Genomic DNA, 25,378 nt, shown 5'->3' on the forward strand with positions numbered 1-25,378 from the left:
ATCAACGGTTCAAACTGTCAAAATTTTTGCCGTCTTTCACCAACTGCACCAACAGTGGCGAGGGCTGCCAAAACAAAGGGTCTTGCTTGGCAAACGATTGAATATCAGCCAAGATATTTTCTAAGCCCACCATGTCGGCGTACTTCATCGGGCCACCGCGATAACGCGGGAACCCATAGCCATGCACAAACGTGACGTCCACATCCAAGGGGCGCAGGGCAATGCCTTGGTGCACCACATTCGCGCCCTCGTTGACCATGGCTGCCATGTATTTGCGAACAATCATCTCTGGCTTCAAGGCACGCGGTTGAATGTTGGCGCGCACGCGCTCTGCATCAATGATTTGCAACACCTCGGGGTCAGGCACACCTGTGCGTGAGCCTTCCGGGTAGAGGTAATAACCACGCCCGGTTTTTTGACCAAACCAGTTGCGTTCGCAAATGCGGTCTGCAATTTGCACATAGCGTGCCTTGGGGTCACGTGTGGCTGCGCGTCGTTTGCGCGTGGCCCAACCGATGTCGCCGCCCGCCAAATCTGACACTTGGAAGGGTCCCATGGGGTAACCAAACTCGCGCATGGCTGAATCAATCTCGTAGGGTGAGCAACCATCCTCCATCATGTGATCGACGGCTGCGCGGTACATCGCCAAGATGCGGTTGCCAATGAAACCATCGCACACACCGGCACGCACCGGTACTTTTTTGAGTTGCGTAGCCAAGCTGAATGCTGTGGCCACCACATCTGCGCTCACCTTCTCGGGCACCACAATTTCAAGCAACTTCATGATGTTGGCAGGCGAGAAAAAATGCAGGCCAATCACATCTTGCGGTCGCGACACACTGGCGGCGATTTCATTGATGTCCAAGTACGAGGTATTGGTGGCCAGCACCGCATTGGGTTTGCACACACGATCAAGTTCTGCGAATACCGCTTTCTTGACAGCCATTTCTTCAAACACCGCTTCAATCACCAAGTCGGTTTGCGCCAAAGCGTCGTAATGGGTACTGGTGCTGAAACGCGCCATCACTTGTGCTTTGGCTTGCTCGGTCATTCGCCCCTTGGCGAGCAAACCGTTGTAAATCTTCTCGACGTTGTGTCGGCCCCTGGCCAAGGCTTCTTCATCGCGTTCAATCATGGTCACAGGTAAACCTGCATCGAGCACCGACACCGCAATGCCTGCACCCATCGTGCCGCCGCCGATCACACCCACACTTGTTATGACGCGCGGTGCGACGCTTTTGACTTCTGGCACCTTCACCACCTCACGCTCCGCAAAAAATGCGTGGATCAACCCCGCACGCTGCGGGCTGTCAATGCATTGCATAAACAATTGGCGTTCGTTGGCAAGTGCTTCGTCAAATGGCAGTTGCAAACCAGCACGCACCGCCTCAATCACCTTAACTGGCGAAAACAAGCCGCGTGATTTCTTTTCAACATCTGTTTGTATTTTGGCTAGCACTTCCATTTGATGGTCGTAGCCGACTTTGATCGCATCCAAATCACGCGTGCGTCGAACCGGCGCTCCTTCGGCCAACAAGGCTCGCGCAAAACTTAGCCCCGCTTGCAGCACATCCGTGCCTTCACCCAATTGATCGACCAACCTGCAGTCAAAAGCTTCTTGGGCTTTCATGTGTCGGCCACTGAGCATCAAGTTCACAGCCGCTTCTACACCCATCAAACGTGGCGCACGTTGCGTGCCGCCAGAGCCTGGCAGCAAACCCAGTTGAACTTCAGGCAGCCCCAACTTGGCATCAGGCATAGCCAAACGGTAGTGCGCCGCCATGGCCACCTCAAGGCCTCCGCCCAATGCGGGGCCATGAATGGCAGCCACCACAGGCTTGGTGCAAGCTTCGATTCGGTTGCACACCTCGGGCAAGATGGGGGGCATGGGCGGGCGACCAAACTCACGGATATCAGCCCCCGCAATGAACGCACGGCCTGCGCCCAACAACAGCACACCCTTGACATCGGCATCCGACTCGGCTTCGTCAATCGCCGCCATCAAGCCACGGCGTACTTCGACGCTGAGGGCATTGACTGGGGGATGGTCAATCGTGACGACCAGCAAGTCGCCGTCTTTGCTTGTACGCACGACGGTGGTTTCAGATGGGGTGGTCAAACCGAAGCTCCTCATTGTTTTGTCTTTGATGCGATTGTTTGGCAGATAATATTTCTTGACAATCTCAAACTTTATTGACGTTGCGTCAAAGAATTTTTACTTATGAACGTCGATTTCGCCTCCCTGACCCTGCTGGTCGACATCATCGATGCCGGCAATCTGAGCAAAGCCGCCAGCAAGCTCAAGATGACCCGCGCCAATGTGAGCTACCACCTGCGCCAGCTTGAAAAAGCGTTAGGTGCCGAGCTCATACGACGCACCAGCCGCCGCATGGAACCCACCGAGCTGGGCTGGCGGCTGTGCGAACACGGGCGCGCCATTCGCAATGAAATGGCCAGCGCCCACGAAACCGTCACCAACTTGGGCCAAGGCTTGCAGGGTCGCGTGGGCATCAGCGTGCCCAGTGGCTATGGCCATATCGTGATGACGCCTTGGCTGATTGAGTTCAAACAGCGCTACCCCGGCGTGGTGTTGGATGTGGTGTTTGAAAACCGCATCGACAACTTGCGCGACGATGTGGACATCGCCATTCGCGTGCTGCCTCAGCCCCCCGAAACGATGGTGGCCAAAGACATGGGCACCGTGCGCTACTTGGCCTGCGCATCCAAGGCTTTTGCCCAACAGCACGGCATGCCCACCGAGCTGTCGCAGCTACGCACACAACCCATCATCACGGCCAACGTGGTGGGGCGACAACTGTCATTGCGTGCTTATCGAGGGGAAGAGCGTCAAGAGGTGATGCTGACGCCGACCCTCATTTCGGACCACTACCCGTTCTTAAAAGAAGTCATTCTGGGTGGCTTGGGCATTGGCTTGATGCCCGACTACATGGTGGCCGACGTGATTGCCAGTGGCGAAATGCTGACAACTTTGGATGACCACCGCTTAAGTATCTTTGGCACAAACATGTACTTGCTGTATTTGCCATCGCGTCATCGCACCCGCGCAATCAAAACGTGCATTGACTTCTTGATCGACAAAGCCAACACGCACAGTTCGCAACAGCGATGAATCAGGGCGTGGTTTTGAGCAAGGTTTTGATGTCCTGGGCCAATGGCTGAACCCCTGCACCATAGCGGCTGTACAAGCGCAGATTGCCTTGCGTGTCATACACATAGCTACCCGCCGAGTGGTCCATGGTGTAGCTGGTGGGCGTTTGGCCTGCTTGCTTTTTGTAGTAAATCTTGAAATGCTTAGCCACATCGGGCAGCTCGCCCGCGGTAGGTACAAAAGCCACAAACGTGGGATCGAAGTTGGTCATGTAGGCCTTGAGCAACTCGGTGGTATCACGCGCGGGGTCGACCGTCACAAACACAGCTTGAAGTTTGTCGCCATCCTCACCTAACAGACGCTTGACTTCCACCAGCTCGGTCATCGTGGTCGGGCACACATCGGGACATTGCGTGTAACCAAAGAACACCACCACCACCTTGCCTTTGAAGTCGCTCAAGCTGCGGCTTTGGCCGTTGTGGTCGGTCAGGGTGAATTCCTTGGCATAGTCAGCACCTGTGATGTCGATGGCATTGAATTTTGCTGATTCAGGGGTGCATGCTGCCGCGGCAAAGACAGCCAGTACACAGAGCAAAAAACGTCGTGTCATCAAACGCATCACAGGTAATGGTCAGTCAGCAACGCTGCAAACAATAGGCTGAGGTGGATCAAAGAAAAACGAAAGGTTTTGCGCGACAACTCGTCCGAGTAATTGCGCCACAAAGCCCAAGCGTAGCCGCAAAAACCAAGACTCAAAATGACAGCACTGACCAGATAAAGCCAGCCACTCATGCGATAAATAAAAGGCATCAAACACGCGGCAAACAACACAAAGGTGTAGAGCAAAATTTGCAAGCGAGTGAATTCGTTGCCATGCGTCACGGGCAACATAGGTAGGCCCGCTTTGCGATAGTCTTCCACACGGTAAAGCGCCAAAGCCCAAAAATGTGGCGGCGTCCACAAGAAAATAATGAGGAACAAGATCAAAGCCTCAGGGCTCACCTCACCCGCCATCGCCGCCCAACCAAGCACCGGCGGCATGGCACCGGATGCGCCACCAATGACGATGTTTTGCGGGGTAAGCGGCTTGAGGATCACGGTGTAAATCACCGCATAGCCGACGAACGTGGCAAAGGTCAGCCACATGGTGAGCGGGTTCACCCACACATACAAAATGGCGGAGCCGATGGCGCACAGCAGCGTAGAAAACAGCAAAGTCTCTAAGTCACTCAACTCGCCCTTGGCCGTAGGTCGCCAAGCGGTGCGCTTCATGCGTGAATCAATCCCTTTTTCGACCAAGCAGTTGAAGGCAGCTGCAGCCCCTGCCACAAACCAAATACCCAAACACGCCCACAATGCCAACTGCACCTCGGGCCAAGACGGCACACCAGGCACCGCCAACACCATGCCAATGAGGGCACAAAACACAATGAGTTGAATCACGCGCGGCTTGGTGAGCGCATTGAACTGGCGCAAACGTGTCAACAAGGAAATGGCGAGGCTCATAAATCGTGTCTCTTCTCAATCAATTCAATACCGTGCTGCGAGAGGCACGCGCACCGGTCAAAATCCACATCAACACCACCACCAGCGCCGCAGCGCCACCGGTGTGCAACACAGCAGCAACCAAAGGCCAATCCAACACCACGTTCGACAAGCCCGTCAATAACTGCAGCAACAAACCCAGCCATAACGCAAACGCGGCAGCCTTCAACCCTGCAACGCGACGCAAGGCTGCACCCAACAGTGCCAAATAAACCAACACCACATAAGCAGCCAAGCGGTGCACATAGTGAATGGCCGTGAGTGACTCAAACACCAAAGGTTGGCCCGTCGCATCTAAACCGAGGTGTCGCCACAAAGTAAAACCTTGTTCAAAATTCATCAAAGGCCACCAGCTGTTTTGGCACATGGGAAATGTGTTGCATGCCAGTACCGCATAGTTGGTACTGACCCAACCTCCCAGCAACACTTGCAGAGTCAGCAGCAACATGCCCAGCAGCGTCGCTGCATACAAACCAGGGCGTAGCTCAGTGAACCGAACACCGCTCAAACGCTGACGCTGCACCTGCATCGTGAGCAAAGCGAGCAGCACCAAGCCGCCCATCAAATGCAGCGTGACGATGAGTGGAAACAACTTCATGGTGACTGTCAATGCACCAAATGCACCTTGCACACAAACCCACAACAAGGTCAAGGTAGGCCAAAGCACGCCACTGGTTTGATCGCCACGCCAGCGACGCAACCAAGCAAATGCAGCGAGTGTCAAAATCAAACCGCCCACAGCCATGGCCATGTAGCGGTGAATCATTTCTATCCATGCCTTGGTGTGCGTCACAGGGCCATCGGGCATTTGGTTTTGTTCTAACGCAATCGCAGATTGCGCTCCCACGGGACTGGCATGTCCGTAGCAACCGGGCCAATCAGGACAACCCAAGCCCGAATCTGTGAGCCGCGTGAATGCACCAAACAACACCAAATCAAACGTGATGAATAAAGTAATCAGGGTCAACGCTTGCACACGACGAGCAGTAGAAGCCTGCGGATTGCGCAACCACACCCAACACAGTGGCACCATGGCAACCAAGGCGCCCATGATGAGTAAGTGAAGCAGTGGCGTGAGGTTGTACAAACTTTCAGTCATATGTCAGAGGGCTTAGCGACCAGCCTCATCCCATGAAACAGCTGCACGCAACAGTCGCTCGATATCACGCTTGGTTTTCAAAGCACCTTCTGTGCTCAGCTTGGCGGGAAACCGCATCATCCACTGGCCGTGAGGGTCCACTAAATATAGGTGGTCTTGTAACTGCTGGCCCGAGGCTGGTTCCAACCACTGCGTCAGCTCTTTGAATGGGACACGCAACACGGTCGCCTCTTTGAGGCCTGGCAAGATAGCGCTTGGAATATCCGCGTTATCGGTCACCAACCACACCCAATCGGTGCGCGCGCGGTCTTTACCAAGCCCTGCCAAGATTTGACGTTGCAGATACAACTGCTGCTGGCAGTCAGCTTGGCAATCGCCACCGCTCACACTCACCAACAGCCATTGACCTTTGAGCGTTGGCAGTTGAATGGCATCGCCATTCAAAGCTTGCGCCCTCACATCAGGCAAAGCACGCACAGGCTCGATCAAATCGCCAAAATTGCGTCGCCCCTCGGGGCGTACAACGTAATAAGTGAAGTACGAAGCCACCACAGGGGCAGCACACACCAGCAACACCACCAACATACGCAAGCGACCCATGGCCGTTCGTTTGGCATCGGCTTGCACTACATCGGTGGGAGAGGGCAAGTCATAGACCGTCATGCCCAAGGGATGTTGTGATTTAGAGCGAGGAGCGTCTTGCATGTCGATAGGGTTGAATGAATTGGAACCAAATGTAGAGCATCAGCTGCAACGCAGCGAGTGCAAACCATTGAAAGGCATAAGCGAGGTTTTTCTCGACACCTGCCGTGATTTCGGGCCAGTCCCGCAGCAAGCCCTCAGAGGGCGCATCGGTTTGCAACACAACGGCGGCAAAGTCAGCCCCTGTTTGCGTGGCATAGGCCTGTAAGTTGAGATTTTGCCGAATGTTCGATGCCCCTGTCTGCGTACTTGTTGCTTCTGACGCGTGACTGAGCTCCATCAGATTAGAAGGGGCTGGGGCAATGCGCCCACTGACCTGCACTCGACCCCATGGCGTTTGAATGTCAGGTAACAAGGTTCTGTCCTGCTGGTGGCGAGGCACCCACCCGCGTTGCACCAAGACACGCGTCGAGGCATTCAACTGAAAAGGCGTGAGCACCCAAAAACCAGCACGTCCGTTCATCGGGCGGTTTTCTAAGTACACCGTGTGCTGAGGCAACCACTCACCTTCTAATGCCACCCGCTGGTGCAATAGACCGAAGTTTGCAGGTGCCGCCAATAACGCCGCTGTGTCCTGAACAGGGACGGCCATCTGAGCCACGATGGCCGAATGGCGCTGTTCTTTTTCAGAGGCTCGTGACAACTGCCAAAACCCCAAACGCACCGTCAGCACCACCCCAACCAGCATGGCCAATGTCACCCATGCAAATGCACGGGTTCTTGGGATGGAGATAATGATGCTCATGAAATTCATTGTTGCACTTGCCTTTTTAGCCATTCTCGCCAGCTTGGGTTCTGCCTTGGTCTTCATGATGCGCAATGGACGCAGCGGTGAAACCAAATCTGGCCACATGGTGAAAGCCTTAGGACTTCGCGTTGGTGTATCGATTGTTTTGTTTATTTGTATTTTGATCGGCTGGCATTTGGGCTACATCCAACCCACAGGCATTGCCGCAGGTCAATAAACTCAACCCCACCAACAACAAAGGCCGCGCGAGCGGCCTTTGTTTTGTGAGCGTATCGCTTACAGCCAGTAAACCAAGATGTACAAGCCCAACCACACCACGTCCACAAAGTGCCAGTACCAAGCCGCACCTTCAAAGCCGAAATGTTTGTCGGCAGTGAAATGGCCTTTTTGCAAACGCAAGGTGATGACGAGCAGCATCAACATACCCAAGAACACATGGAAACCGTGGAAACCAGTGAGCATGTAAAACGTTGAGCCGTACACACCCGAGGTGAGCTTGAGGTTCATGTCGCTATACGCATGGCTGTATTCGTAACCTTGCACAAATAAGAACACCACACCCAACAACACAGTGAGCCACATGAACTTGATGGTGGTGTCACGCTTGTTTGCAATCAGCGCGTGATGTGCAATGGTCAAGGTCACGCCAGAGGTCAACAACAAAGCTGTGTTGATGGTGGGCAACCAAAACGGTGTCATCACCTGGAAAGGCTCAATGATTGCTCCGGGCGAAGCCGTCACGCCGGCCGCCATCGTGGGCCATACTGCCTTGAAATCAGGCCAAAGCAAGGCGTTGTCGAGACTGCCCAACATAGGCACTGAGTGAGAGCGTGCCCACCACAAAGCAGAGAAGAATGCACCGAAGAACATCACCTCAGAAAAGATGAACCAGCTCATGCTCCAGCGGAATGACAGGTCAACCTTGTGGCCATACTGACCACTTTCACTCTCAGCAATCGCGTCACCAAACCACTGGTAAAGCACGCCCAACCAAAAAATGAGGCCAAAGAACAAGCTGTACTTGCCCCAGTCCACACCGTTGACCCATTGACCTGCGCCAAGGATCACAAAAAACAAACCCAATGCAGCCATCGCCGGGTGACGTGACTCATGAGGTACATAGTAGTAAGGCGTTGAGCCGTGTGAGGTGCTACTCATATCCACTCCTTCATTATTTCGCAACGACCAGATTGACCAAAGCGATCAAGCTGATGACAAAAAGAAAAACTGCAACCAAGCCAACCCCAAGCACATGCAATGGGGTGATCTTGTCTATATCCTCTTGAAATTCGCTACTTTTGCGAATTCCCAAAAAAGACCATGCCACCGCTTTGATCGAGCGCATGAGCGAAATTTTGTTGCTCATACGCCTACACCTGACTTGCGTGGTTCAGCCAGTGCAGCGGTAGGTGCTGCAGGTGTTTTAGAACCCACTTCAAAAAAGGTGTACGACAAAGTAATGGTGGTCACGTCTTTCGCTAACTTAGGATCAATCACAAACACCACAGGCCACTGCTTTTTCTCGCCGGGCGCCAAGGTATATTGATTAAAACAAAAGCATTCCAGCTTGTTGAAATGCGCTGCTGCTTGGCGCGGCGCATAGCTTGGAATAGCTTGGGCGGACATCACGCGGTCTTGTACGTTTTCAAATTCGTACATCACCGTCATCATCTCGCCCGGATGCACTTGCAAAGAGCTTTGTGCAGGCTTGAATTTCCAAGGACCACGCGCATTGGCATCGAACTCGACCGTGATGGTTCGGGTTGCATCAACTTGCGTGTTTTTGGCTTTCGCGCGTGCGCTGCCAGAACCCGGAATTTCGCGTTCACCCAGCGCCAGAATATTGATGCCCGTGAACTCACAAATCGCTTTGTACATAGGCACCAAGGCATAACCAAACGCAAACATGCCCGCTGTGACGACCAGCAGCTTTTTGAACATGAGCAGGTTGTGACGCGGTGTAGCCATAGCTTTAGCGATTCAAGAGCATGACTTTGACAAAGAAACCGATGAAAAACACTGCTGCAACAGAGGCCAAGGTCAGGCCCATGCGCAGATTGCTTTTGCGTTGCTCTGGCGTCATATTCAGCCGATCACACGCGTAACGGTGGCGTCCAACTTAGGTGGAGTTTCGAAGGTGTGGAACGGTGCAGGAGAAGGCACTTCCCACTCCAAACCTTCTGCCGCTTCCCATGGCTTGGCAGGTGCTTTTTCGCCGTGGCCGCGCATCGCTGGCAGCACCACGAACAAGAAGAAGTAAACCTGCGCAAAACCGAAGAAGAACGCACCCACCGAAGCCAAGGCATTGAAGTCAGCAAACTGCATGGGGTAGTCTGCATAGCGACGTGGCATGCCAGCCAAGCCCAAGAAGTGCATGGGGAAGAAGGTCACGTTGAACGAAATCAAGGTCCACCAGAAATGGATCTTGCCACGTGTTTCGTTGTACATCACACCGGTCCACTTGGGGCACCAGTAGTAGAAGCCTGCAAACATGGCAAACAATGAACCCGCCACCAACACGTAGTGGAAGTGAGCCACCACGTAGTAAGTGTCTTGCACTTGTGTATCAATCGGGGCCATCGACAAAATCAGACCAGTGAAACCACCCATCGTGAACACGAAGATGAAGCCCACAGCAAACAGCATGGGGGTCTCAAACGTCATCGAGCCTTTCCACATGGTCGCAATCCAGTTGAACACCTTCACGCCGGTAGGCACGGAAATGAGCATCGTGGCGTACATGAAGAACAACTGACCCGTCACAGGCATGCCCGTGGCATACATGTGGTGAGCCCACACGATGAACGACAAGATAGCAATGGATGACGTGGCATACACCATGGAGGCGTAACCAAACAACTTCTTACGCGCAAAGGCTGGCACGATGTGGCTGATGATGCCGAAGGCCGGCAAAATCATGATGTACACCTCGGGGTGACCGAAGAACCAGAAGATGTGCTGGTACATGACGGGGTCACCGCCACCAGCGGGGTTGAAGAAGGTCGTGCCAAAGTGGCGGTCTGTCAGCGTCATGGTGATCGCGCCAGCCAACACAGGCATCACAGCAATCAACAAGTAAGCCGTGATCAGCCAAGTCCACACAAACATCGGCATCTTCATCAAGGTCATGCCAGGTGCGCGCATGTTGAGCACGGTGACCACGATGTTGATCGAACCCATGATGGACGAAGCACCCAAGATGTGCATGGCAAAAATACCAGCATCCATCGAAGGTCCCATTTGCAGGGTCAGCGGTGCATAGAGTGTCCAGCCGGCTGCAGGTGCGCCACCAGGCATGAAGAATGAACCCGCCAACATCGCAGCCGCAGGAATCATCAGCCAGAAGCTGAAGTTGTTCATACGGGCAAAGGCCATGTCAGACGCGCCGATTTGCAACGGAATCATCCAGTTCGCAAAGCCCACGAACGCCGGCATGATGGCGCCGAACACCATGATCAAACCGTGCATCGTCGTGAGCTGGTTGAACAGCTCTGGGTTGACCAACTGCAAGCCAGGCTGGAACAGTTCAGCACGAATCAGAAGCGCCAAGACGCCGCCAATGATCAGCATGGTGAACGCGAACAAAAGATACAAAGTACCAATGTCTTTGTGGTTGGTGGCATACACCCAGCGGCGCCAGCCGTGAGGCGCGCCGTGGTGGTCATCGTGACCGTGGCCGTGGGAATCGAGTACTGCGCTCATGATGTGTTCCTTCTAAACGCTAGTTTTAACGGGCGGCCTTGACGTCGGCAGGCTGGACCAGCTGGCCGGTCTTGTTGGACCAATTGTTTTTTGTATAGGTGATGACAGCAGCAATGTCAGTGTCGCTTAATTGCTTCCAAGCTGGCATAGCCAGGTTGTTTTGACCATTCAGCAGTACTTTGATTTGCTTGTTCTTGTCGGCATCCAACACCACGGCAGCGCCATCGAGTGGCTTGATAGGGCCTGCGCCTTTGCCATTGGGTTGGTGGCAAGCCGAGCAATTGGCGGCGTAAACCTTTTCACCGCGCTTGGAAAGGTCTGCCAAATCCCACACCTTGGATGGGTCGTCTTGCTTAGCGGCCATCTTCTTTTGCTCGCCGGCCACCCATGCGCTGTAATCAGCCGCGCTGAGCACCTTCACATGAATAGGCATATAGGCGTGTTCTTTGCCGCACAACTCTTGGCATTGGCCGTAGTAATCACCCACCGCTTCAGCGCGAAACCAAGTGTCGCGCACAAAGCCAGGAATCGCGTCTTGCTTCACACCGAGTGAAGGCACAGCAAACGCGTGAATCACGTCGTTCGCCGTGGTGATGATGCGCACCTTCTTGTTGACAGGCACCACCAATGGGTTGTCCACTTTCAACAAATAGTTGTCGATGTCCACGCCCTTGGCGCCATTGTTGGACATTTCGCGGTGTTCGTTGTCAAGCGTTGAGATAAAGGCAATACCTTCACCCTGTCCCTTGATGTAGTCATAGCCCCACTTCCACTGGTAGCCCGTGGCTTTGATGGTGAGATCGGCGTTGGACGTGTCTTTTTGAGCCACTACCGCTTTCGTAGCGGGGAGTGCCATCAAGATCACGATGATGAAAGGGATGACCGTCCATGCAATCTCAACCTTCACCGATTCATGAAAGCTGGCCGACTTGTGGCCCACCGATTTGCGGTGCTTCCAAATGGAATAGAACATCACACCAAACACCGCCACAAAAATGACGGTACAGATGATCAACATGAACCAATGCAGCCAGCCCTGCTCCACAGCAATTTTGGTCGCACCAGGTTGCAGGTTCAGTTGTCGAACGCCAGGGCCGCCTGGCAAATCATTCACTGCCCAAGCCGCTGTGCTCGCCCATGCGGCGAGGAACAACACACCTGAAGTCAACTTTTGGAAAAGATTGTTCTTCATCAATTTGATCGCCTCAATATTTAATCTTTAGGACTACAAACACTGCAAACACTGATTTAACTCAAGGTTTTTTGTCGTGGTTTGCACTACATGCTTACAAATAAAATCATACAGAGCGACGACTAAGGGATTCCCCTAATAGGGTTCGCATGTCTTGCAAAGACACCGAACTTTGTTGCTGAACTTTGAGGCGCGGCAACGGCTTCAAAGCATGGCCATAAATCACCTCAACGGTCAGCGACAAGCGCCCGTCCTGTTGGGATTTTGCCAGTAATAGCAAAGCATTTTTCAACTGCGTCAACCACTGCTTGCCTCGCAAGCCCACGAAGCGATCTCGATGCAGGTTGCGGCCTAGCGCACGAAACTCGGCCAACAAACTCTCGGGCGACGCATAAGTCAAAGTGATGCGCTCCATGTCCATCACCGGCTCAGCAAAGCCGGCTTGCACCAGCATGTCACCCCAGTCGTGCATGTCTGTGAAAGCGTGACACGCAGGCGTCCAACCTTGGTTTTGATACACCTCAGCCAACTCGCGTAGGGTGTCCGGTCCGAGACACGAGAACATCAAAAAGCCATCGACCGCCAACAGTTGGTGCCATTTCTGCAACAAAGCTTGCGGATCAGCACTGGTGTGTAACGCCATATTGGCCCACAGCATGTCGGCACCGCCTGCAGCGGATGTCCCAAATTGCAAGGCATTGCGTTGCAACCAACGCTTCCACCAAGGCGCTTGCAAAGACTGGCGAGCAAGCACCTCGCGTGCGGGTGTGGGTTCTGTCACTTGACAGTGCGCTTGCGGGTAACGTGCGCGCAGCTTGGCATGCGTTTGCAGGCCTCCATTCACAGGCGCCCAATCCACCCACGATGTTGGCTGCAGGCGAATCCACTGCAAGCGGTCTTCCATGCGTCGGCCAATTTCCTCATTCAGCCAGGGCGAAGTGGCGTGGGGCCACGCGGCCCAACGGGCACTGGCGACAGGGTCGAGCGAAGGGGGCGAATCAGACGAAGACGGTTCAGACATGTGCCTATTATCGACACCGCGCCCTTCGTAAACATTGCGCTGCGCTTCAACCCAAACGGGCGCAATGTCTTTCCAATGCACGGCATGTTGAGCCTGCCCAGTGTCTGTCAAATTTGTCGGCGATGGCCCGCCCAGCCCTTGTGCGCAGCCTGTGTCGAGCGCTTTGCCCAACCCACCTTGCGCTGCGCCACGTGCGCCCTCACCCTTGTCCAAACACACCACACGGGTCATGCCGCACATTGCCGCAACTGCACACAGCACCCGAACCCCCTAGACGCCTGCGTGGCTGCCGTGAGCTACACGTTCCCATGGTCAGGCTGCATTGCCCGTTTCAAGTTTCAAGCAGAACCCAGCTTGGCTCGCGCCTTGGCTCACCTCATGCGCCACGCCCCGTGGGTCGAGCCCGCACTCGACGCCGCCAAGGTGGTGGTGCCCATGCCACTCTCGCCCACGCGCTTGCGAGAACGTGGCTTTAACCAAGCACTCGAACTTGCGCGTCACTTAGCCCCGCACAAAACCCATGCTCTGACTTTGCTACGCCGCGGCGACAGCGCACACCAAGTGGGTGCCTCGCGCCAAGATCGGCTAGATCATGTGCGCGATGCGTTCTGGGTCGCGCCTGAGCGCGTGTCTATCGTGCGTGACCAGCGCGTGGTGCTGGTGGACGATGTCATGACAACGGGCGCCTCTTTGTTCGAAGCGGCGAGGGCCTTGCGTGCTGCAGGCGCGGCGCATATCAAGGGCTTGGTGCTTGCGCGGACTGAGTCGCGTGATGCGGGAGAATGAGCAGATGTTCCACATCGTCCTCGTTCATCCCGAAATTCCGCCCAACACGGGCAATGTCATACGCTTAGCAGCCAACACCGGCTGCACCTTGCATTTGGTCGAGCCCTTGGGTTTCTCAATGGAAGACAAGCACATGCGCCGCGCGGGCTTGGATTACCACGAGTACGCGCCTGTGTTGCGCCACGCCGACTGGGCCACGTTTTTAAACGACGCGAAACCCGACCCCGCTCGCATGTTTGCCATGACCACCAAAGGTTCCAGCACCGCGCACGACACAGTCTTTCAGCCAGGCGATTGGTTCGTGTTTGGCTCTGAAACCAGGGGTTTGCCTATGGATGTTCGCGAAAGTTTCCCACTCGCACAGCGCCTTCGCCTGCCAATGCGTGCCGACCAGAGGAGCTTGAACCTGTCCAACTCGGTAGCTGTGATCACCTTCGAGGCGTGGCGTCAAAACGGGTTCGTGGGTAAAGCTTAAACCCCCGTTGATTCGAGTCAAGGCTTATAGCGTTCAGCACACGAACATATAGCCTGAGGTTTTAAGCCCTCGCCTACACTACAGGGCTTGATTTATATATATTTATTCCTGTCATGAGTGCATTCCTAGACGAAGAAGTTTTGTCCGTTCACCATTGGACCGACCGCCTGTTCAGCTTCACCACCACACGCGACACCTCGCTGCGTTTCTCCAACGGCCACTTCACCATGATTGGCTTGCGCGGCGAAAACGGCAAACCCTTGTTGCGCGCATACAGCATCGTCAGCGCCAACTACGAAGAACACTTGGAATTCCTGAGCATCAAAGTGCAAGACGGCCCCCTCACCTCCAAGCTTCAACACATCAAAGTGGGCGACAAAATCGTGATCGGCAAAAAGCCCACCGGCACCTTGCTATGCGACTATTTGTTGCCTGCCAAAAACCTGTACCTCATTGGCACGGGCACGGGCTTGGCCCCGTTCCTCAGCATCGTGCGCGACCCCGAGACCTATGAGCGCTTCGAAAAAGTCATCTTGGTGCACGGTGTGCGCGAAGTCAAAGAACTGGCCTACCGCGATTACTTGACCGAAGAGCTGCCCAAGCACGAGTTCTTGGGGGAGATGGTCAGCGCGCAAATGCTGTACTACCCCACGGTCACCCGCGAGCCGTTTAAAAACCAAGGCCGCGTGACAGACTTGCTCACCTCAAACAAGCTCACCCAAGATTTGGGCTTGCCCAACATCGACCCCGCCAACGACCGCATCATGATTTGCGGCAGCCCTGAGCTCAACAAAGACATGCGTGCCTTGCTAGAAGGGCGCGGTTTCAAAGAAGGCTCCACCACCACCCCTGGCGACTTTGTGGTGGAACGCGCCTTCGTTGAGCAGTAAACCTAAGCCAGAGTTAGGCCTGAATCGTCAGGCCAACTAAGGCTTCTAAATCTGCGTGAGACAAACCGCTCACGGCATCAATCAACTTCAAACCTTGTTCGGTCACCTCTAGCGTGGCCAAATCGGTGTAAATGCGGCTCACGCACGCCAAGCCTGTCAGTGGATAGGTGCAAGCACGTACCACTTTGCTTTGGCCTTGCTTGGTCAGCAAATCCATCATCACCCAGGTTTGTTTGGCGCCAATCGCCAAGTCCATCGCGCCGCCCACGGCAGGAATGGCATCGGCTTCGCCCGTGTGCCAATTGGCCAAATCACCGCGCTCACTCACTTGGAAAGCGCCCAACACGCAAATGTCTAAGTGCCCGCCACGCATCATGGCAAAGCTGTCGTTGTGGTGAAAGTAAGCACCGCCAGGCAACAGCGTGATAGGCTGCTTGCCCGCGTTGATCAAGTCAAAATCTTCATGCGCTTTGTCGGGTGCGGGGCCCATCCCCAAAATACCGTTCTCGCTGTGCAAAATAATTTCCAGACCCTGCGGCAAATGGTTGGCCACCAAGGTGGGCATGCCAATGCCCAGGTTGACATAAGCGCCATCCGGCATGTCTTGCGCCACGCGTGCGGCGATTTGGTCTTTGGTTCGAGGTGTGTAGCTCATGATCAGGCAGCCTTCTTAAAACCAGCGCCTTGGGTGACCTGCCGAGGCACTTGCACCACGTGACTCACATAAATGCCAGGTGTCACCACGCTTTCAGGGTCCAGCGCACCCAGCGCCACCACCTCGTGCACCGACGCCACAGTTCGCTTAGCGGCTGCAGCCATCACGGGCCCAAAGTTACGGGCTGATTTGCGATAGGTCAGATTGCCCCATCGGTCACCCTTTTCAGCCTTAATCAAAGCCAGATCGGCGTGAATGGGGTACTCCAAAACATACATGCGGCCATTGATCTCGCGGGTTTCTTTGGGGGATCCATCGGCGTGCTGGGCCAGCTGTGTGCCGTAACCTGTGGGTGTGAAAAACGCACCAATACCTGCGCCCGCTGCACGAATGCGCTCTGACAAATTGCCTTGTGGCACCAGCTCGAGCTCGAGCTTGCCTGATCGGTACAAAGCATCAAACACATGACTGTCCGCTTGGCGCGGAAAGCTGCAAATGATTTTCCGTATACGCCCAGTTTTGAGCAAAGCAGCCAAACCCGTATCGCCATTGCCAGCGTTGTTGTTGACCACGGTCAGGCCCGTTAAGTTCTGGTCGGAAATGACCTGCACCATGCCTTCTAACAACTCACTGGGAATGCCCGCTGTGCCAAAACCGCCCACCATCACGGTCATGTCATCGGTCAAGCCTTCAAGGGCTTGCGCGATGGAATCGGCAACTTTATTGATCATGTGTCTCTCGCAGTCTCACATCTAAAAACGTAACTTTAACCAAGGCCATAGTTTGCCTGCAGGCCGTGAACACCTGAGTGACAATTACCCTTATGTTTGAACCCAGCCAAGCCGACGTTCGGCGCTTTTTTTGTTCGGTCTATGCCAAGTGGCGGAATGCCCAACCCATGGACGCCCTCGAAACACTCGCTAGCCAATGGGTAGCCGAGCACCCCGAATACCACGCCGATTTCTCAGACGTCGATGCCGCCCTCGAGCGCATGTACGAAATCAAAGACGGCAAGACCAACCCCTTCTTGCATTTATCTATGCACCTGTCAGTGAGCGAGCAATGCTCGATTGACCAGCCGCGCGGTATTCGACAAGCGGTCGAATTGCTCACTGCCAAGCGCGACTCACTTCACGACGCGCATCACGAAACCATGGATGCGCTTGGCCAAATGATTTGGGAAAGCCAACGCAACGGCCGACCACCCGATGGCCACGCCTACATCGACGCGGTGCAACGCCGCGCCACCAAAGACTGAGCGCAAAGGCACATTAAGATCTCCAAAATTACAAACAGGAGACAAAACATGCGCCACTTCTCAATCAAGTCCAACTTTCGTCGCACCTTGTGTGCTGGTTTTGCAATCGCCGCGCTCAGCACCTTAGGGCTACCAGAGGCTCATGCGCAAAGCTATCCCAACAAGCCCATCAAATTTGTGGTGCCGTTTGGTGCAGGCAGCGCCACCGACAACGTGGGCCGCATCTTGGCTCAAGCCATGGGCGAGGCGATGGGCCAAACCATCACGGTGGAAAATAAAGCCGGTGCCAACGGCATCTTGGGCGCCGAAGTGGTCAAATCCGCGCCCGCCGACGGCTACACCTTCCTCGTCACCACCAGCACCACGCAGGCGGCCAATGTGCACCTGTACCGCAAGCTGCCGTATGACCCTGTGAAAGACTTCACACCCATCGGCAAGATTGGCGAGACTGGTTTTATCTTGATGGTCACCACCGACTTCCCAGCCAAAGACATGAAAGAGTTTGTGAGCTACGCCAAGGCCAACCCAGGCAAGCTCGCGTTTGGCCATGGTTCTTCGGGCTCGCTAGTGTCTGCGGCCATGCTCACTGAGTTGGCAGGCTTGCAAGCCGTCAACGTGCCCTACAAAAGTATCCCGCCTGCTTTGACTGATTTGCTAGGTGGTCAAATTCAATTCGCGTTTGCAGACACTGGCAACGCTGTGTCGCAAATGAACGGTGGCCGCATGCGTGGCCTTGGTGTGACCACCAAAAAACGCGCAGGCAAAGCGCCCAACGTGCCGCCCATCGGTGACACCGTGAAAGACTACAACGTGAGCGCATGGTTTGGCCTGATGGCCCCCGCTGGCATTCCAGTCGACGTGCAAAAGAAAGCCAGCGCCACCTTGATGGCTGTGCTGGCCAAACCTGACGTGCGCGAAAAAATTCAAGGTGTGGGCATTGACCTGGACGTGGAAGATTCAGCCACGCTCGCTAAAACTATCGATGCTGAAATCAAAAAATGGGGCGGTTGGGTCAAGACGGCTGGCATCACACCCGAATAAGCGATGAGCAGCACCGACAACATGGGGCTCAACGCAAACCTGCAAGGTGCACTCGCAGGCGTGCGTGTGATTGATTTGACTGGCGTCGTACTTGGTCCTTACGCCACACAAATTTTGGGCGACTACGGCGCAGACGTCATCAAGATCGAGCCGCCCAGTGGCGACATCATGCGCCACGCGGGCCCCATGAAGCACCCGGGCATGGGCCACATCTTCATCAATGCCAACCGCAACAAACGCTCGGTCGTGCTGGATTTAAAACAGCCCGAACAACGCGAACAGCTGCTGGCCTTGTGCCAAACCGCCGATGTGCTGACCTACAACATCCGCCCCGCCTCTATGGCGCGTTTGGGTTTGTCGTATGACACACTGCATGCCATCAACCCTCGCTTGGTCGTGTGTGGCGCCTATGGCTACAGCGAAGGCGGGCCCTACTCTGACTGGCCTGCCTATGACGACCTCATTCAAGGTGCCGTGGGCATGCCTTGGCTGATGACGCAAAGCGGCAGCCACGAACCTCGCTACGCCCCCACCACTTTTGCCGACCGTGTGACGGGGCTCAACATGGTGCATGCCGTCATGGCAGCGCTCATTGCGCGTTACCGCACAGGTGTGGGTCAGCATGTCGAAGTTCCCATGTTTGAATGCCTGTTGCAGTTTGTGCTGGGCGAACACTTGAGCGGCAAAACATGGCAACCCCCCATCGCCCCCATGGGTTACGCACGCATGCTGTCGGCCAACCGCAAACCCTATGCCACGCGAGACGGCCACCTCTGCGCCCTCATGTACAACGACACGCACTGGCAGGCATTTGCAAACCTGATCGGCCAGCCTGATTTGTTTCAAACCGACGCACGCTTTGCCAGTCATGCCGAACGCATGCAACACATCGATGCACTCTATGCGTTTGTGGGCCAACACATGCGTACACGCACGAGTGCTGAGTGGATGAAAGACTTCACCGCACACGACATTCCCGTCATGCCCATGATGAAGCTCGACGACTTGCTCACCGACCCACACCTGGCCGCCACCCAAGGTTGGCTAGATGTGCCGCATCCGTTTGAAGGCATGCTGCGTCAGCTGCGCCCACCTGTGCGTATGAGCGCTACGCCAACGGGTGTGTGGCGGCCAGCACCGCGTTTGGGTGAACACACCGAAGAAGTGCTGAGCAGCCTCAAGCGCTGAACACCCGCCTAACGCACGCAATAAAAATTCACTGGCAAGTGGTTCACCTCTGCCGGTGTTCGCACAGGCGTTGGGTTGCGCGTGTCGGGGTTCAACACCCGATTGCCTGACAGTGCCCACAACATGTGGCTCAGTGACACACCGTTGTTCCAATCGCCCAAGATGGACAAAAACTCATACTCATCCACCGTGGGTAGTCGGGCCTTGATCAGCACGCAAGACCGTTCAGCAATAGCTGGCGTGGGGGCTGTGTTGATGGGTTTGCCCACAGCGCCCAACAAAACCAAGGGTTTATCGCCCATCATCACGATGGTGGGAAACGTGGTGCGCTGAAAGTGGCGCACGATGTCTGCCGCAATGGCCGACATCACGGTTTCGGGTTTGCCTTGTGCCTGAAAACTAGCGGTGGTGCCGTTGTTCAACTCAATGTGAATCGTCACCAACAGATCACCGCGACATCCAGGACCGTATGAATACGTGCCCCAGGCAATACCACTGAGCAAAGCAAGTTGCTGTACATCGACCGTGTCTTGCCGCTCTTGATCACGCAATCGTTTGATGAGATCGCTCAAAGGGCTGGGGTCTACGAATTGCAACTTGATATCTTGTGGGTTAAAGCCCAAATACATACGGTCTAAATAGGCTTTCAAGCTAGCCTCTAGTGTCACATCCATACGCGAAGCAGCTAAGGATTGCCCACGGTTTTTATCCACCATTGCATCTAAGTTAAATAAAGCTTGCATGCCCTCTTGAGTGGAAGCGCCATAGCGCATCAAGTCTTTGAGTTGCGATGCCATGTCATTGACTTGCTCCTTGCGTGTCGCACCAAACCCTTCTTCAAATTGGCATAGGTCTTGGCCTTTGACAAACAACACCGTGGGCCAGAGGTAATAGGCGTTCTGCGCCCCCACGCCGCTAGCGCACACACTCAACAAAAAGACGAATACCAATTCAACGACGAATTTTTCGTTTGATTTAAAACGCATGACAAACGCGTCGATACGCTGTGGGTGTGACGCCGCGATGGTCTCTGAAAAAGCGTGAGAAATTTCCTGGTGTTGAAAAACCCAACTCCGTTGCCATAGAGGTCATGTTTTCTTCGCATGCGCTCAAGCGCGTCAAAGCTTCCTCCAAACGCATGGCGTTCCAAAACACCAAAGGTGATGTGCCTAACTGGTCATGAAACAGCTCAAAAAACCGACTCCGCGACAAACCCACCACTTGGGCCACTTCTTCGGCCATCCCAGGCCTGCTCAAGTTATCCTGCATGTGCGCGATGGCAACACGCAAGCGGTAGTCGATCATGCGACGACGCACAGGCATGGCTTGCAGCTGTTCGGCAGTCATGGCAGACACAATAGTTTTAGACACCAACTCCGCCACATCAGCCTCTAGGCACATGGCGTGTTCTAGCAAAGGCGATGCGAGGTGAGTGAGCAACTTTGTGCGCACCGCGTGGACATCGGGTGTGATGCCAATGCGCGGATGTGGCAGCACCATCGCATGCGCTAAATCTTTGAACTGCGCATCTAACCATGCGTCATTCAAGTACAAATTTAAAAAAACGGCTGATTGTTTCGCATCATTCAAACGCAAGTCGTGTGATGCATGGCTGTTCACACCCAACGCCACATCAGGCCCAATTTGCACCGTGTGTTGGCCCACCCTCGAATGCACCAAACCGCCACCCAGCCAAAATGAAAAGTGCGTGTAAGGGTGTGCGTGCATCACCAAATCATGTTGGTTATTGACTACCTCTACGCGACCAAATTCGCCTTCTTTAACTACAAAAAAATCAACCATGCGTGCCCCTTGTGCATGCAATGTGACAGATTGGCTCTGATCATTCTGTACGTTTGCGTACAAAGAGAAGACTTAAATCATGATCCTAAATAACTGTCTTAGCCAGCGCTTGTAACGCTGGCACATTCAGCAACGCAATGTGCCCACGGCTGTAGCTGATATAGCGCTTGAGTTTCATCTCACGCGCAGCAATCGAAATGCTGGCACGTCGCACACCCAGCATCTGCGCAATTTGCGCGTGCGTCAGCACCAAGGGGTCTGGCGCGCAGCGTTGTGCACTGAGTAGCAACCAATGCGCCAAACGAATTTTGATGTCTTGGGTGTAAGGTCGTGCAGCCAGCATCGCAATGTTGTCAAACACCGTCCAGAGATAGCGCGAGAACTTCAGCAGCATCGTGCGCCGACGATTGACCAACCGCTGCGCGACATCACCATCGACCACATAAGCTTGGCCTGCCGACTGAACCACCATTTTTAAATTACCAGCACCAAACCCCAGTGCTGCCTGCAAGCCTGCAGCACCTTCAGCACCGATCAAGCCAACAGCCATGCCTACAGATGCATGTTTTCCATGGCGACCCACATACAAAGAGATGGACCCACTGAGGGGAAAATAAATGTGCGAGTTCGTTGCGTCAGAAGATGACAAGACATCCCCCACATTCAGCATCGCTATCTTTGCGCGTCTCAATAACAGCGCTTGATCGGCAGCATCTAGCTGCGCAATCAAGCCATTTGACAAGGCGTACACATGGTTTCCAATTTCAATTTATACAGGGACAGGGACTGCATAAAGTGTAGAGAATTGAAGTGAATTTTCACTATGTTCGACCTCGTACTTAGCAGCACAAACAAGGCTACTTTGACGTTTTATTTTTATCTGTTCGATACCGTACGAACAGCCAAGATCATTTCAGACGTAAAAAAGCCCGCTTAAAAAGCGGGCTGTCGTAAAGCGATTCAGACTTATCGGAACTTGCTTTGCGGAAGGGTTTTTAAATCACCTTGCTGAGCGGCCATGTAGCCGGCCAACTCTTTCAGCTCAGCGTTGCTGAACTGTTTGGCCACACCACCCATCACGCCGTTGCTACGGCCCCAAGTGGCAGAGCCTTCCGTTTTGTAGGACTTGAGAGCAACATACAAGTAGTCAGCGTGTTGGCCGGCAATCTTGGGGTAACTAGGGTCAATGGGTTTCGCAAAGTTGGCGCCATGGCAAGAAGCACAAGCGCCTTTGGTCAACAAGGCTGCCACTTTTTCTTTAGGCTCAGTGGCTTTGTCTGGCAATGTGGCACCTTCGACTTTGCCGTGGTTGGCATAGTAGGCAGAGATGTCAGCCATGTCTTGGTCTGTCAAGCTGTCGGCAATGCCGCGCATAGTGGGGTGCTTGCGCTCACCTTTTTTATAGGCGTTCAGAGCTGTGGTGATGTACTTTTCGCCTTGGCCAGAAATTTTGGGAACTTTATAAACTTCAGGAAAACTGGCTTGGTAGCCAACAATGCCGTGGCAGCCGATGCACATGGCAATTTTGGTAGCGCCTGCGTTAGCATCGCCTTTGACGTCTTGCGCATAGGTCAACGAAGACACAGCAGATACAGTGAGAGCAAACGCGATCGAAACAAACTTTTTCATTGAGAAACCACAATCCCTAGAGGTTGATACTAGCTAAATAATAGACGGAAAATCCATGAAATTTAAAGGTACAGACACTTACGTTGCAACCCAAGATTTGATGTTGGCAGTCAATGCCGCCATTTCCCTGAAACGACCCTTGTTGGTCAAGGGCGAACCGGGCACAGGCAAGACTATGCTTGCAGAAGAGGTGGCCCTATCCCTGGGTTTACCCTTGTTGCAATGGCACATCAAATCCACCACCAAAGCCCAACAAGGCCTGTACGAATACGATGCCGTGAGTCGTTTGCGTGACAGCCAAATGGCTGATGCCGAGAGCGCAGAGCGTGTCAAGGACATCAACAACTACATCCTCAAAGGCGTGTTGTGGCAGGCTTTCACGGCTGAAGAGCCTGTGGCTTTACTGATTGACGAGATCGACAAAGCCGACATTGAGTTTCCCAATGACTTGCTGCGCGAGCTCGACCGCATGGAGTTTTATTGCTACGAGACGCGACAGCTGATCAAGGCCAAAAATCGCCCACTGGTGTTCATCACGTCGAACAACGAGAAAGAGTTGCCGGATGCGTTTTTGCGCCGCTGCTTCTTCCACTACATCAAGTTCCCCGATGCCGACACCATGCGTCACATCGTGCAGGTGCACTTCCCCACCATCAAGCAAGACTTGTTGAGCGTGGCAATGAAAACCTTCTTTGACATTCGCAACTTGCCCGGTCTGAAGAAAAAGCCTTCGACCAGCGAGCTGATTGACTGGCTCAAGTTGCTGGTCGCCGAAGACATTCCGCTGGAAGCGCTTCAAACAGCAGACGACAAAGTGTCGATCCCGCCGCTCGTGGGCGCACTGCTGAAGAACGAGCAAGACACCTCGCTGTTTGAAAAACTGGTGTTCATGCAAAGCCGCAATCGCTAACCCCAAAAAGAGAAAGACGCACACATGTTTGCACCATTGATGGAAGGCCTGACCGACGCCATTGGCTTTGTGGCAGGCGCATTGCTCGGCTACGGCCTAGGCGTGACTTTTGGTTTGGACTTATTTGCCGAAGGCTATGGCACAGGCAGCATCATTGCCATTCTGTTGGTGGGCGTTGGTGGAGGCATGGGTTTGCAGGCTGCACGCCGCTTTCGTGTGTCCAAGACTGACGCCGAATAAAACAAGCCATGCTGATCGACTTCTTTTACACCCTGCGTGCAGCCAAGCTGCCTGTGTCGGTGAAAGAGTACTTGACGCTACTTGAAGCGCTGCAAGCCCAAGTGGTGGGCCCCGGTAGCGATGCGTGCAGCATGGACGATTTTTACTTTTTAAGCCGCCTCATCCTCGTCAAAGACGAAAAGCATTACGACAAGTTTGACCGTGCGTTTGGTGCGTACTTCAAAGGCGTGGAGCTGCTGACAGACTTCACCCAAGAAGTGCCGCTTGATTGGTTAGAGAAGATTCTTCAAAAAGAACTCACCCCCGAACAAAAAGCCGCCATCGAGCAAATGGGCTGGGACGAGTTGATGGAGACGCTCAAAAAACGCCTAGAAGAACAAAAAGAACGCCACGAAGGTGGCAATAAGTGGATTGGCACAGGCGGCACATCTCCTTTTGGCAACGGTGGCTACAACCCACAAGGCATTCGCATTGGCGGCAAAGGCGGCAACAAAAGCGCGGTGAAAGTCTGGGACCAACGCAGCTACCGCGACTACGACGACACCCAAGAGCTGGGCACGCGCAACATCAAAGTAGCACTGCGTCGCTTGCGCCGCTTTGCCCGCGAAGGCTCGGCCGAAGAACTCGACCTCGATGGCACCATCCACAAAACAGCAGCCAATGCGGGTTTTCTAGACATCTTGATGCGCCCCGAGCGCCACAACAACGTGAAGGTCTTGTTGCTCATGGACGTGGGCGGCACCATGGACGACCACATCGCCCGCGTGGAAGAACTGTTCAGCGCAGCCAAAGCCGAGTTCAAACACTTGGAGTTTTATTACTTCCACAACTGCGTATACGACTTCATGTGGCGCAACAACAAGCGCCGCTATGCCGAGAAGTTTGAGACCTGGGACATCATTCGCAAATACAACAAAGACTACAAACTCATCTTCATTGGCGACGCCACCATGAGCCCCTACGAAATTGTGCAACCCGGTGGCAGCGTGGAATACAACAACGAAGAAGCCGGTGCAGAGTGGTTGCAGCGATTGCTGCACGCCTTCCCCAAATATGCGTGGATCAACCCTGAGCCTCAAGGCGTGTGGCAATACCGCCAGAGCATTAGCATCATTCAAGAAATCGTCAGCAACCGCATGTTTCCGCTCACGCTCAAAGGCTTGGAAGAAGCCATGCGGATGCTGAGCAAGTAGCGCCGTAAAATACCCAGCGGTGGCCACCGTAGTTCAATGGATAGAACTCTCCCCTCCTAAGGGAGTGATACAGGTTCGATTCCTGTCGGGGGCACCACTCACCGTCAATCTATTTTTTCGATACGCACCGAAGCATTCACATTCACTTGCGAACCTCCTACTTTGCTCGGCAAGCTCACGGCAGCATCTGAG

The 25,378-nt window shown here is 54.2% G+C and carries 30 protein-coding genes and 1 tRNA gene; 12 read left to right on the top strand and 19 right to left on the bottom strand.

Annotated elements, in window-relative coordinates:
* Position 1: 1 nt before the first annotated feature.
* Positions 2-2,134 (bottom strand): 3-hydroxyacyl-CoA dehydrogenase NAD-binding domain-containing protein, encoded by a 2,133-nt coding sequence (locus RMR24_RS00685; protein WP_405023292.1) that lies wholly within the window; start codon positions 2,132-2,134, stop codon positions 2-4.
* An 87-nt stretch (positions 2,135-2,221) separates the two neighbouring features.
* On the opposite strand from RMR24_RS00685, the gene RMR24_RS00690 reads away from it, so the two are divergent.
* Entirely contained in the window at positions 2,222-3,130 is a 909-nt protein-coding gene (locus RMR24_RS00690) for a LysR substrate-binding domain-containing protein (protein ID WP_310613166.1), read from the top strand.
* A 1-nt stretch (position 3,131) separates the two neighbouring features.
* Here RMR24_RS00690 and RMR24_RS00695 read toward each other — a convergent pair whose 3' ends face one another.
* The 5 genes from RMR24_RS00695 to RMR24_RS00715 are packed head-to-tail and all read right to left on the bottom strand — an operon-like array spanning position 3,132 to position 7,200.
* A complete protein-coding gene (locus RMR24_RS00695; protein WP_310613167.1) occupies positions 3,132-3,719 on the bottom strand; it encodes an SCO family protein in 588 nt (195 codons plus the stop codon).
* Positions 3,720-3,727: 8 nt separating this feature from the next.
* Positions 3,728-4,615 carry a heme o synthase gene (gene cyoE / locus RMR24_RS00700; protein WP_310613168.1) on the bottom strand — a complete coding sequence of 296 codons (888 nt, stop codon included), beginning with the start codon at positions 4,613-4,615 and terminating at the stop codon, positions 3,728-3,730.
* A 19-nt stretch (positions 4,616-4,634) separates the two neighbouring features.
* Complete coding sequence (locus RMR24_RS00705) at positions 4,635-5,753, bottom strand: COX15/CtaA family protein (protein ID WP_310613169.1); 1,119 nt, start codon at positions 5,751-5,753, stop codon at positions 4,635-4,637.
* A 12-nt stretch (positions 5,754-5,765) separates the two neighbouring features.
* Positions 5,766-6,458, bottom strand: coding sequence for a hypothetical protein (locus tag RMR24_RS00710; protein WP_310613170.1), 693 nt, complete (start codon positions 6,456-6,458; stop codon positions 5,766-5,768).
* Positions 6,436-7,200 carry an SURF1 family protein gene (locus tag RMR24_RS00715; RefSeq protein WP_310613171.1) on the bottom strand — a complete coding sequence of 255 codons (765 nt, stop codon included), beginning with the start codon at positions 7,198-7,200 and terminating at the stop codon, positions 6,436-6,438. The genes RMR24_RS00710 and RMR24_RS00715 overlap by 23 nt, the downstream gene beginning before the upstream one ends.
* On the opposite strand from RMR24_RS00715, the gene RMR24_RS00720 reads away from it, so the two are divergent.
* Positions 7,199-7,420 (top strand): twin transmembrane helix small protein, encoded by a 222-nt coding sequence (locus tag RMR24_RS00720; RefSeq protein ID WP_405023293.1) that lies wholly within the window; start codon positions 7,199-7,201, stop codon positions 7,418-7,420. The two genes, RMR24_RS00715 and RMR24_RS00720, sit on opposite strands and share 2 nt — an antisense overlap.
* 59 nt (positions 7,421-7,479) lie before the next feature.
* Here the strand turns inward: RMR24_RS00720 and RMR24_RS00725 are convergent, their stop codons facing one another.
* From RMR24_RS00725 to RMR24_RS00755, 7 genes are all read right to left on the bottom strand, one after another.
* Positions 7,480-8,361, bottom strand: coding sequence for a cytochrome c oxidase subunit 3 (locus tag RMR24_RS00725; protein WP_310613173.1), 882 nt, complete (start codon positions 8,359-8,361; stop codon positions 7,480-7,482).
* A 13-nt stretch (positions 8,362-8,374) separates the two neighbouring features.
* Positions 8,375-8,569: a DUF2970 domain-containing protein gene (locus RMR24_RS00730; RefSeq protein ID WP_310613174.1), complete on the bottom strand. Its 195-nt coding sequence runs from the start codon at positions 8,567-8,569 to the stop codon at positions 8,375-8,377.
* Positions 8,566-9,171, bottom strand: coding sequence for a cytochrome c oxidase assembly protein (locus RMR24_RS00735; RefSeq protein WP_310613175.1), 606 nt, complete (start codon positions 9,169-9,171; stop codon positions 8,566-8,568). Before RMR24_RS00735 ends, RMR24_RS00730 begins: the two co-directional genes overlap by 4 nt.
* 4 nt (positions 9,172-9,175) lie before the next feature.
* Positions 9,176-9,286: a cytochrome oxidase small assembly protein gene (locus RMR24_RS00740; protein ID WP_310613176.1), complete on the bottom strand. Its 111-nt coding sequence runs from the start codon at positions 9,284-9,286 to the stop codon at positions 9,176-9,178.
* A 2-nt stretch (positions 9,287-9,288) separates the two neighbouring features.
* On the bottom strand, positions 9,289-10,905 hold the full coding sequence (ctaD, locus tag RMR24_RS00745) for a cytochrome c oxidase subunit I (protein ID WP_310613177.1): 1,617 nt from the start codon (positions 10,903-10,905) through the stop codon (positions 9,289-9,291).
* Between the two features lie 25 nt (positions 10,906-10,930).
* Positions 10,931-12,097 carry a cytochrome c oxidase subunit II gene (gene coxB / locus RMR24_RS00750; protein ID WP_310613178.1) on the bottom strand — a complete coding sequence of 389 codons (1,167 nt, stop codon included), beginning with the start codon at positions 12,095-12,097 and terminating at the stop codon, positions 10,931-10,933.
* A gap of 106 nt (positions 12,098-12,203) precedes the next feature.
* The gene (locus tag RMR24_RS00755; RefSeq protein WP_310613195.1) at positions 12,204-13,118 is read right to left on the bottom strand and encodes a class I SAM-dependent methyltransferase; all 915 of its coding nucleotides are present in this window, start codon (positions 13,116-13,118) and stop codon (positions 12,204-12,206) included.
* A 291-nt stretch (positions 13,119-13,409) separates the two neighbouring features.
* Here RMR24_RS00755 and RMR24_RS00760 point away from each other — a divergent pair, with 291 nt between their 5' ends.
* The 3 genes from RMR24_RS00760 (at position 13,410) to RMR24_RS00770 (ending at position 15,269) form a co-directional block, all read left to right on the top strand.
* On the top strand, positions 13,410-13,904 hold the full coding sequence (locus tag RMR24_RS00760; protein ID WP_310613179.1) for a phosphoribosyltransferase family protein: 495 nt from the start codon (positions 13,410-13,412) through the stop codon (positions 13,902-13,904).
* Positions 13,905-13,908: 4 nt separating this feature from the next.
* Positions 13,909-14,379 (top strand): tRNA (uridine(34)/cytosine(34)/5-carboxymethylaminomethyluridine(34)-2'-O)-methyltransferase TrmL, encoded by a 471-nt coding sequence (gene trmL, locus RMR24_RS00765; protein WP_310613180.1) that lies wholly within the window; start codon positions 13,909-13,911, stop codon positions 14,377-14,379.
* 113 nt (positions 14,380-14,492) lie between these two features.
* The gene (locus tag RMR24_RS00770; protein WP_310613181.1) at positions 14,493-15,269 is read left to right on the top strand and encodes a ferredoxin--NADP reductase; all 777 of its coding nucleotides are present in this window, start codon (positions 14,493-14,495) and stop codon (positions 15,267-15,269) included.
* Between the two features lie 13 nt (positions 15,270-15,282).
* Here the strand turns inward: RMR24_RS00770 and RMR24_RS00775 are convergent, their stop codons facing one another.
* Positions 15,283-15,924 carry a 3-oxoacid CoA-transferase subunit B gene (locus RMR24_RS00775; RefSeq protein WP_310613182.1) on the bottom strand — a complete coding sequence of 214 codons (642 nt, stop codon included), beginning with the start codon at positions 15,922-15,924 and terminating at the stop codon, positions 15,283-15,285.
* A 2-nt stretch (positions 15,925-15,926) separates the two neighbouring features.
* A complete protein-coding gene (locus RMR24_RS00780) occupies positions 15,927-16,655 on the bottom strand; it encodes a 3-oxoacid CoA-transferase subunit A (RefSeq protein WP_310613183.1) in 729 nt (242 codons plus the stop codon).
* A 92-nt stretch (positions 16,656-16,747) separates the two neighbouring features.
* Here RMR24_RS00780 and RMR24_RS00785 point away from each other — a divergent pair, with 92 nt between their 5' ends.
* From RMR24_RS00785 to RMR24_RS00795, 3 genes are read left to right on the top strand one after another with little or no spacing between them, the layout of a single operon-like run.
* Entirely contained in the window at positions 16,748-17,182 is a 435-nt protein-coding gene (locus RMR24_RS00785; protein ID WP_310613184.1) for a DUF1841 family protein, read from the top strand.
* 48 nt (positions 17,183-17,230) lie between these two features.
* Entirely contained in the window at positions 17,231-18,223 is a 993-nt protein-coding gene (locus RMR24_RS00790; protein ID WP_310613185.1) for a tripartite tricarboxylate transporter substrate binding protein, read from the top strand.
* Positions 18,224-18,226: 3 nt separating this feature from the next.
* Complete coding sequence (locus RMR24_RS00795; protein ID WP_310613186.1) at positions 18,227-19,411, top strand: CoA transferase; 1,185 nt, start codon at positions 18,227-18,229, stop codon at positions 19,409-19,411.
* An 8-nt stretch (positions 19,412-19,419) separates the two neighbouring features.
* On the opposite strand, the gene RMR24_RS00800 is transcribed toward RMR24_RS00795, so the two are convergent.
* From RMR24_RS00800 to RMR24_RS00815, 4 genes are all read right to left on the bottom strand, one after another.
* Positions 19,420-20,397 carry a hypothetical protein gene (locus tag RMR24_RS00800; protein ID WP_310613187.1) on the bottom strand — a complete coding sequence of 326 codons (978 nt, stop codon included), beginning with the start codon at positions 20,395-20,397 and terminating at the stop codon, positions 19,420-19,422.
* Positions 20,387-21,214: an AraC family transcriptional regulator gene (locus RMR24_RS00805; protein WP_310613188.1), complete on the bottom strand. Its 828-nt coding sequence runs from the start codon at positions 21,212-21,214 to the stop codon at positions 20,387-20,389. Before RMR24_RS00805 ends, RMR24_RS00800 begins: the two co-directional genes overlap by 11 nt.
* An 85-nt stretch (positions 21,215-21,299) precedes the next feature.
* A complete protein-coding gene (locus RMR24_RS00810) occupies positions 21,300-21,863 on the bottom strand; it encodes a Crp/Fnr family transcriptional regulator (RefSeq protein WP_310613189.1) in 564 nt (187 codons plus the stop codon).
* A 317-nt stretch (positions 21,864-22,180) separates the two neighbouring features.
* Positions 22,181-22,843: a c-type cytochrome gene (locus RMR24_RS00815; protein WP_310613190.1), complete on the bottom strand. Its 663-nt coding sequence runs from the start codon at positions 22,841-22,843 to the stop codon at positions 22,181-22,183.
* A gap of 55 nt (positions 22,844-22,898) precedes the next feature.
* Here RMR24_RS00815 and RMR24_RS00820 point away from each other — a divergent pair, with 55 nt between their 5' ends.
* The 4 genes from RMR24_RS00820 (at position 22,899) to RMR24_RS00835 (ending at position 25,283) form a co-directional block, all read left to right on the top strand.
* The gene (locus tag RMR24_RS00820; RefSeq protein ID WP_310613191.1) at positions 22,899-23,753 is read left to right on the top strand and encodes a MoxR family ATPase; all 855 of its coding nucleotides are present in this window, start codon (positions 22,899-22,901) and stop codon (positions 23,751-23,753) included.
* A gap of 24 nt (positions 23,754-23,777) precedes the next feature.
* Positions 23,778-23,993, top strand: a complete 216-nt coding sequence (locus tag RMR24_RS00825; RefSeq protein WP_310613192.1) for a hypothetical protein — start codon at positions 23,778-23,780, stop codon at positions 23,991-23,993.
* A gap of 8 nt (positions 23,994-24,001) precedes the next feature.
* Positions 24,002-25,186, top strand: coding sequence for a VWA domain-containing protein (locus tag RMR24_RS00830; protein WP_310613193.1), 1,185 nt, complete (start codon positions 24,002-24,004; stop codon positions 25,184-25,186).
* A gap of 22 nt (positions 25,187-25,208) precedes the next feature.
* Positions 25,209-25,283 (top strand) — tRNA-Arg (locus RMR24_RS00835).
* Positions 25,284-25,378: the final 95 nt, after the last annotated feature.

Origin of the sequence: Limnohabitans sp., from assembly GCF_031539105.1 — a bacterium.
Lineage (GTDB): Bacteria > Pseudomonadota > Gammaproteobacteria > Burkholderiales > Burkholderiaceae_C > Limnohabitans.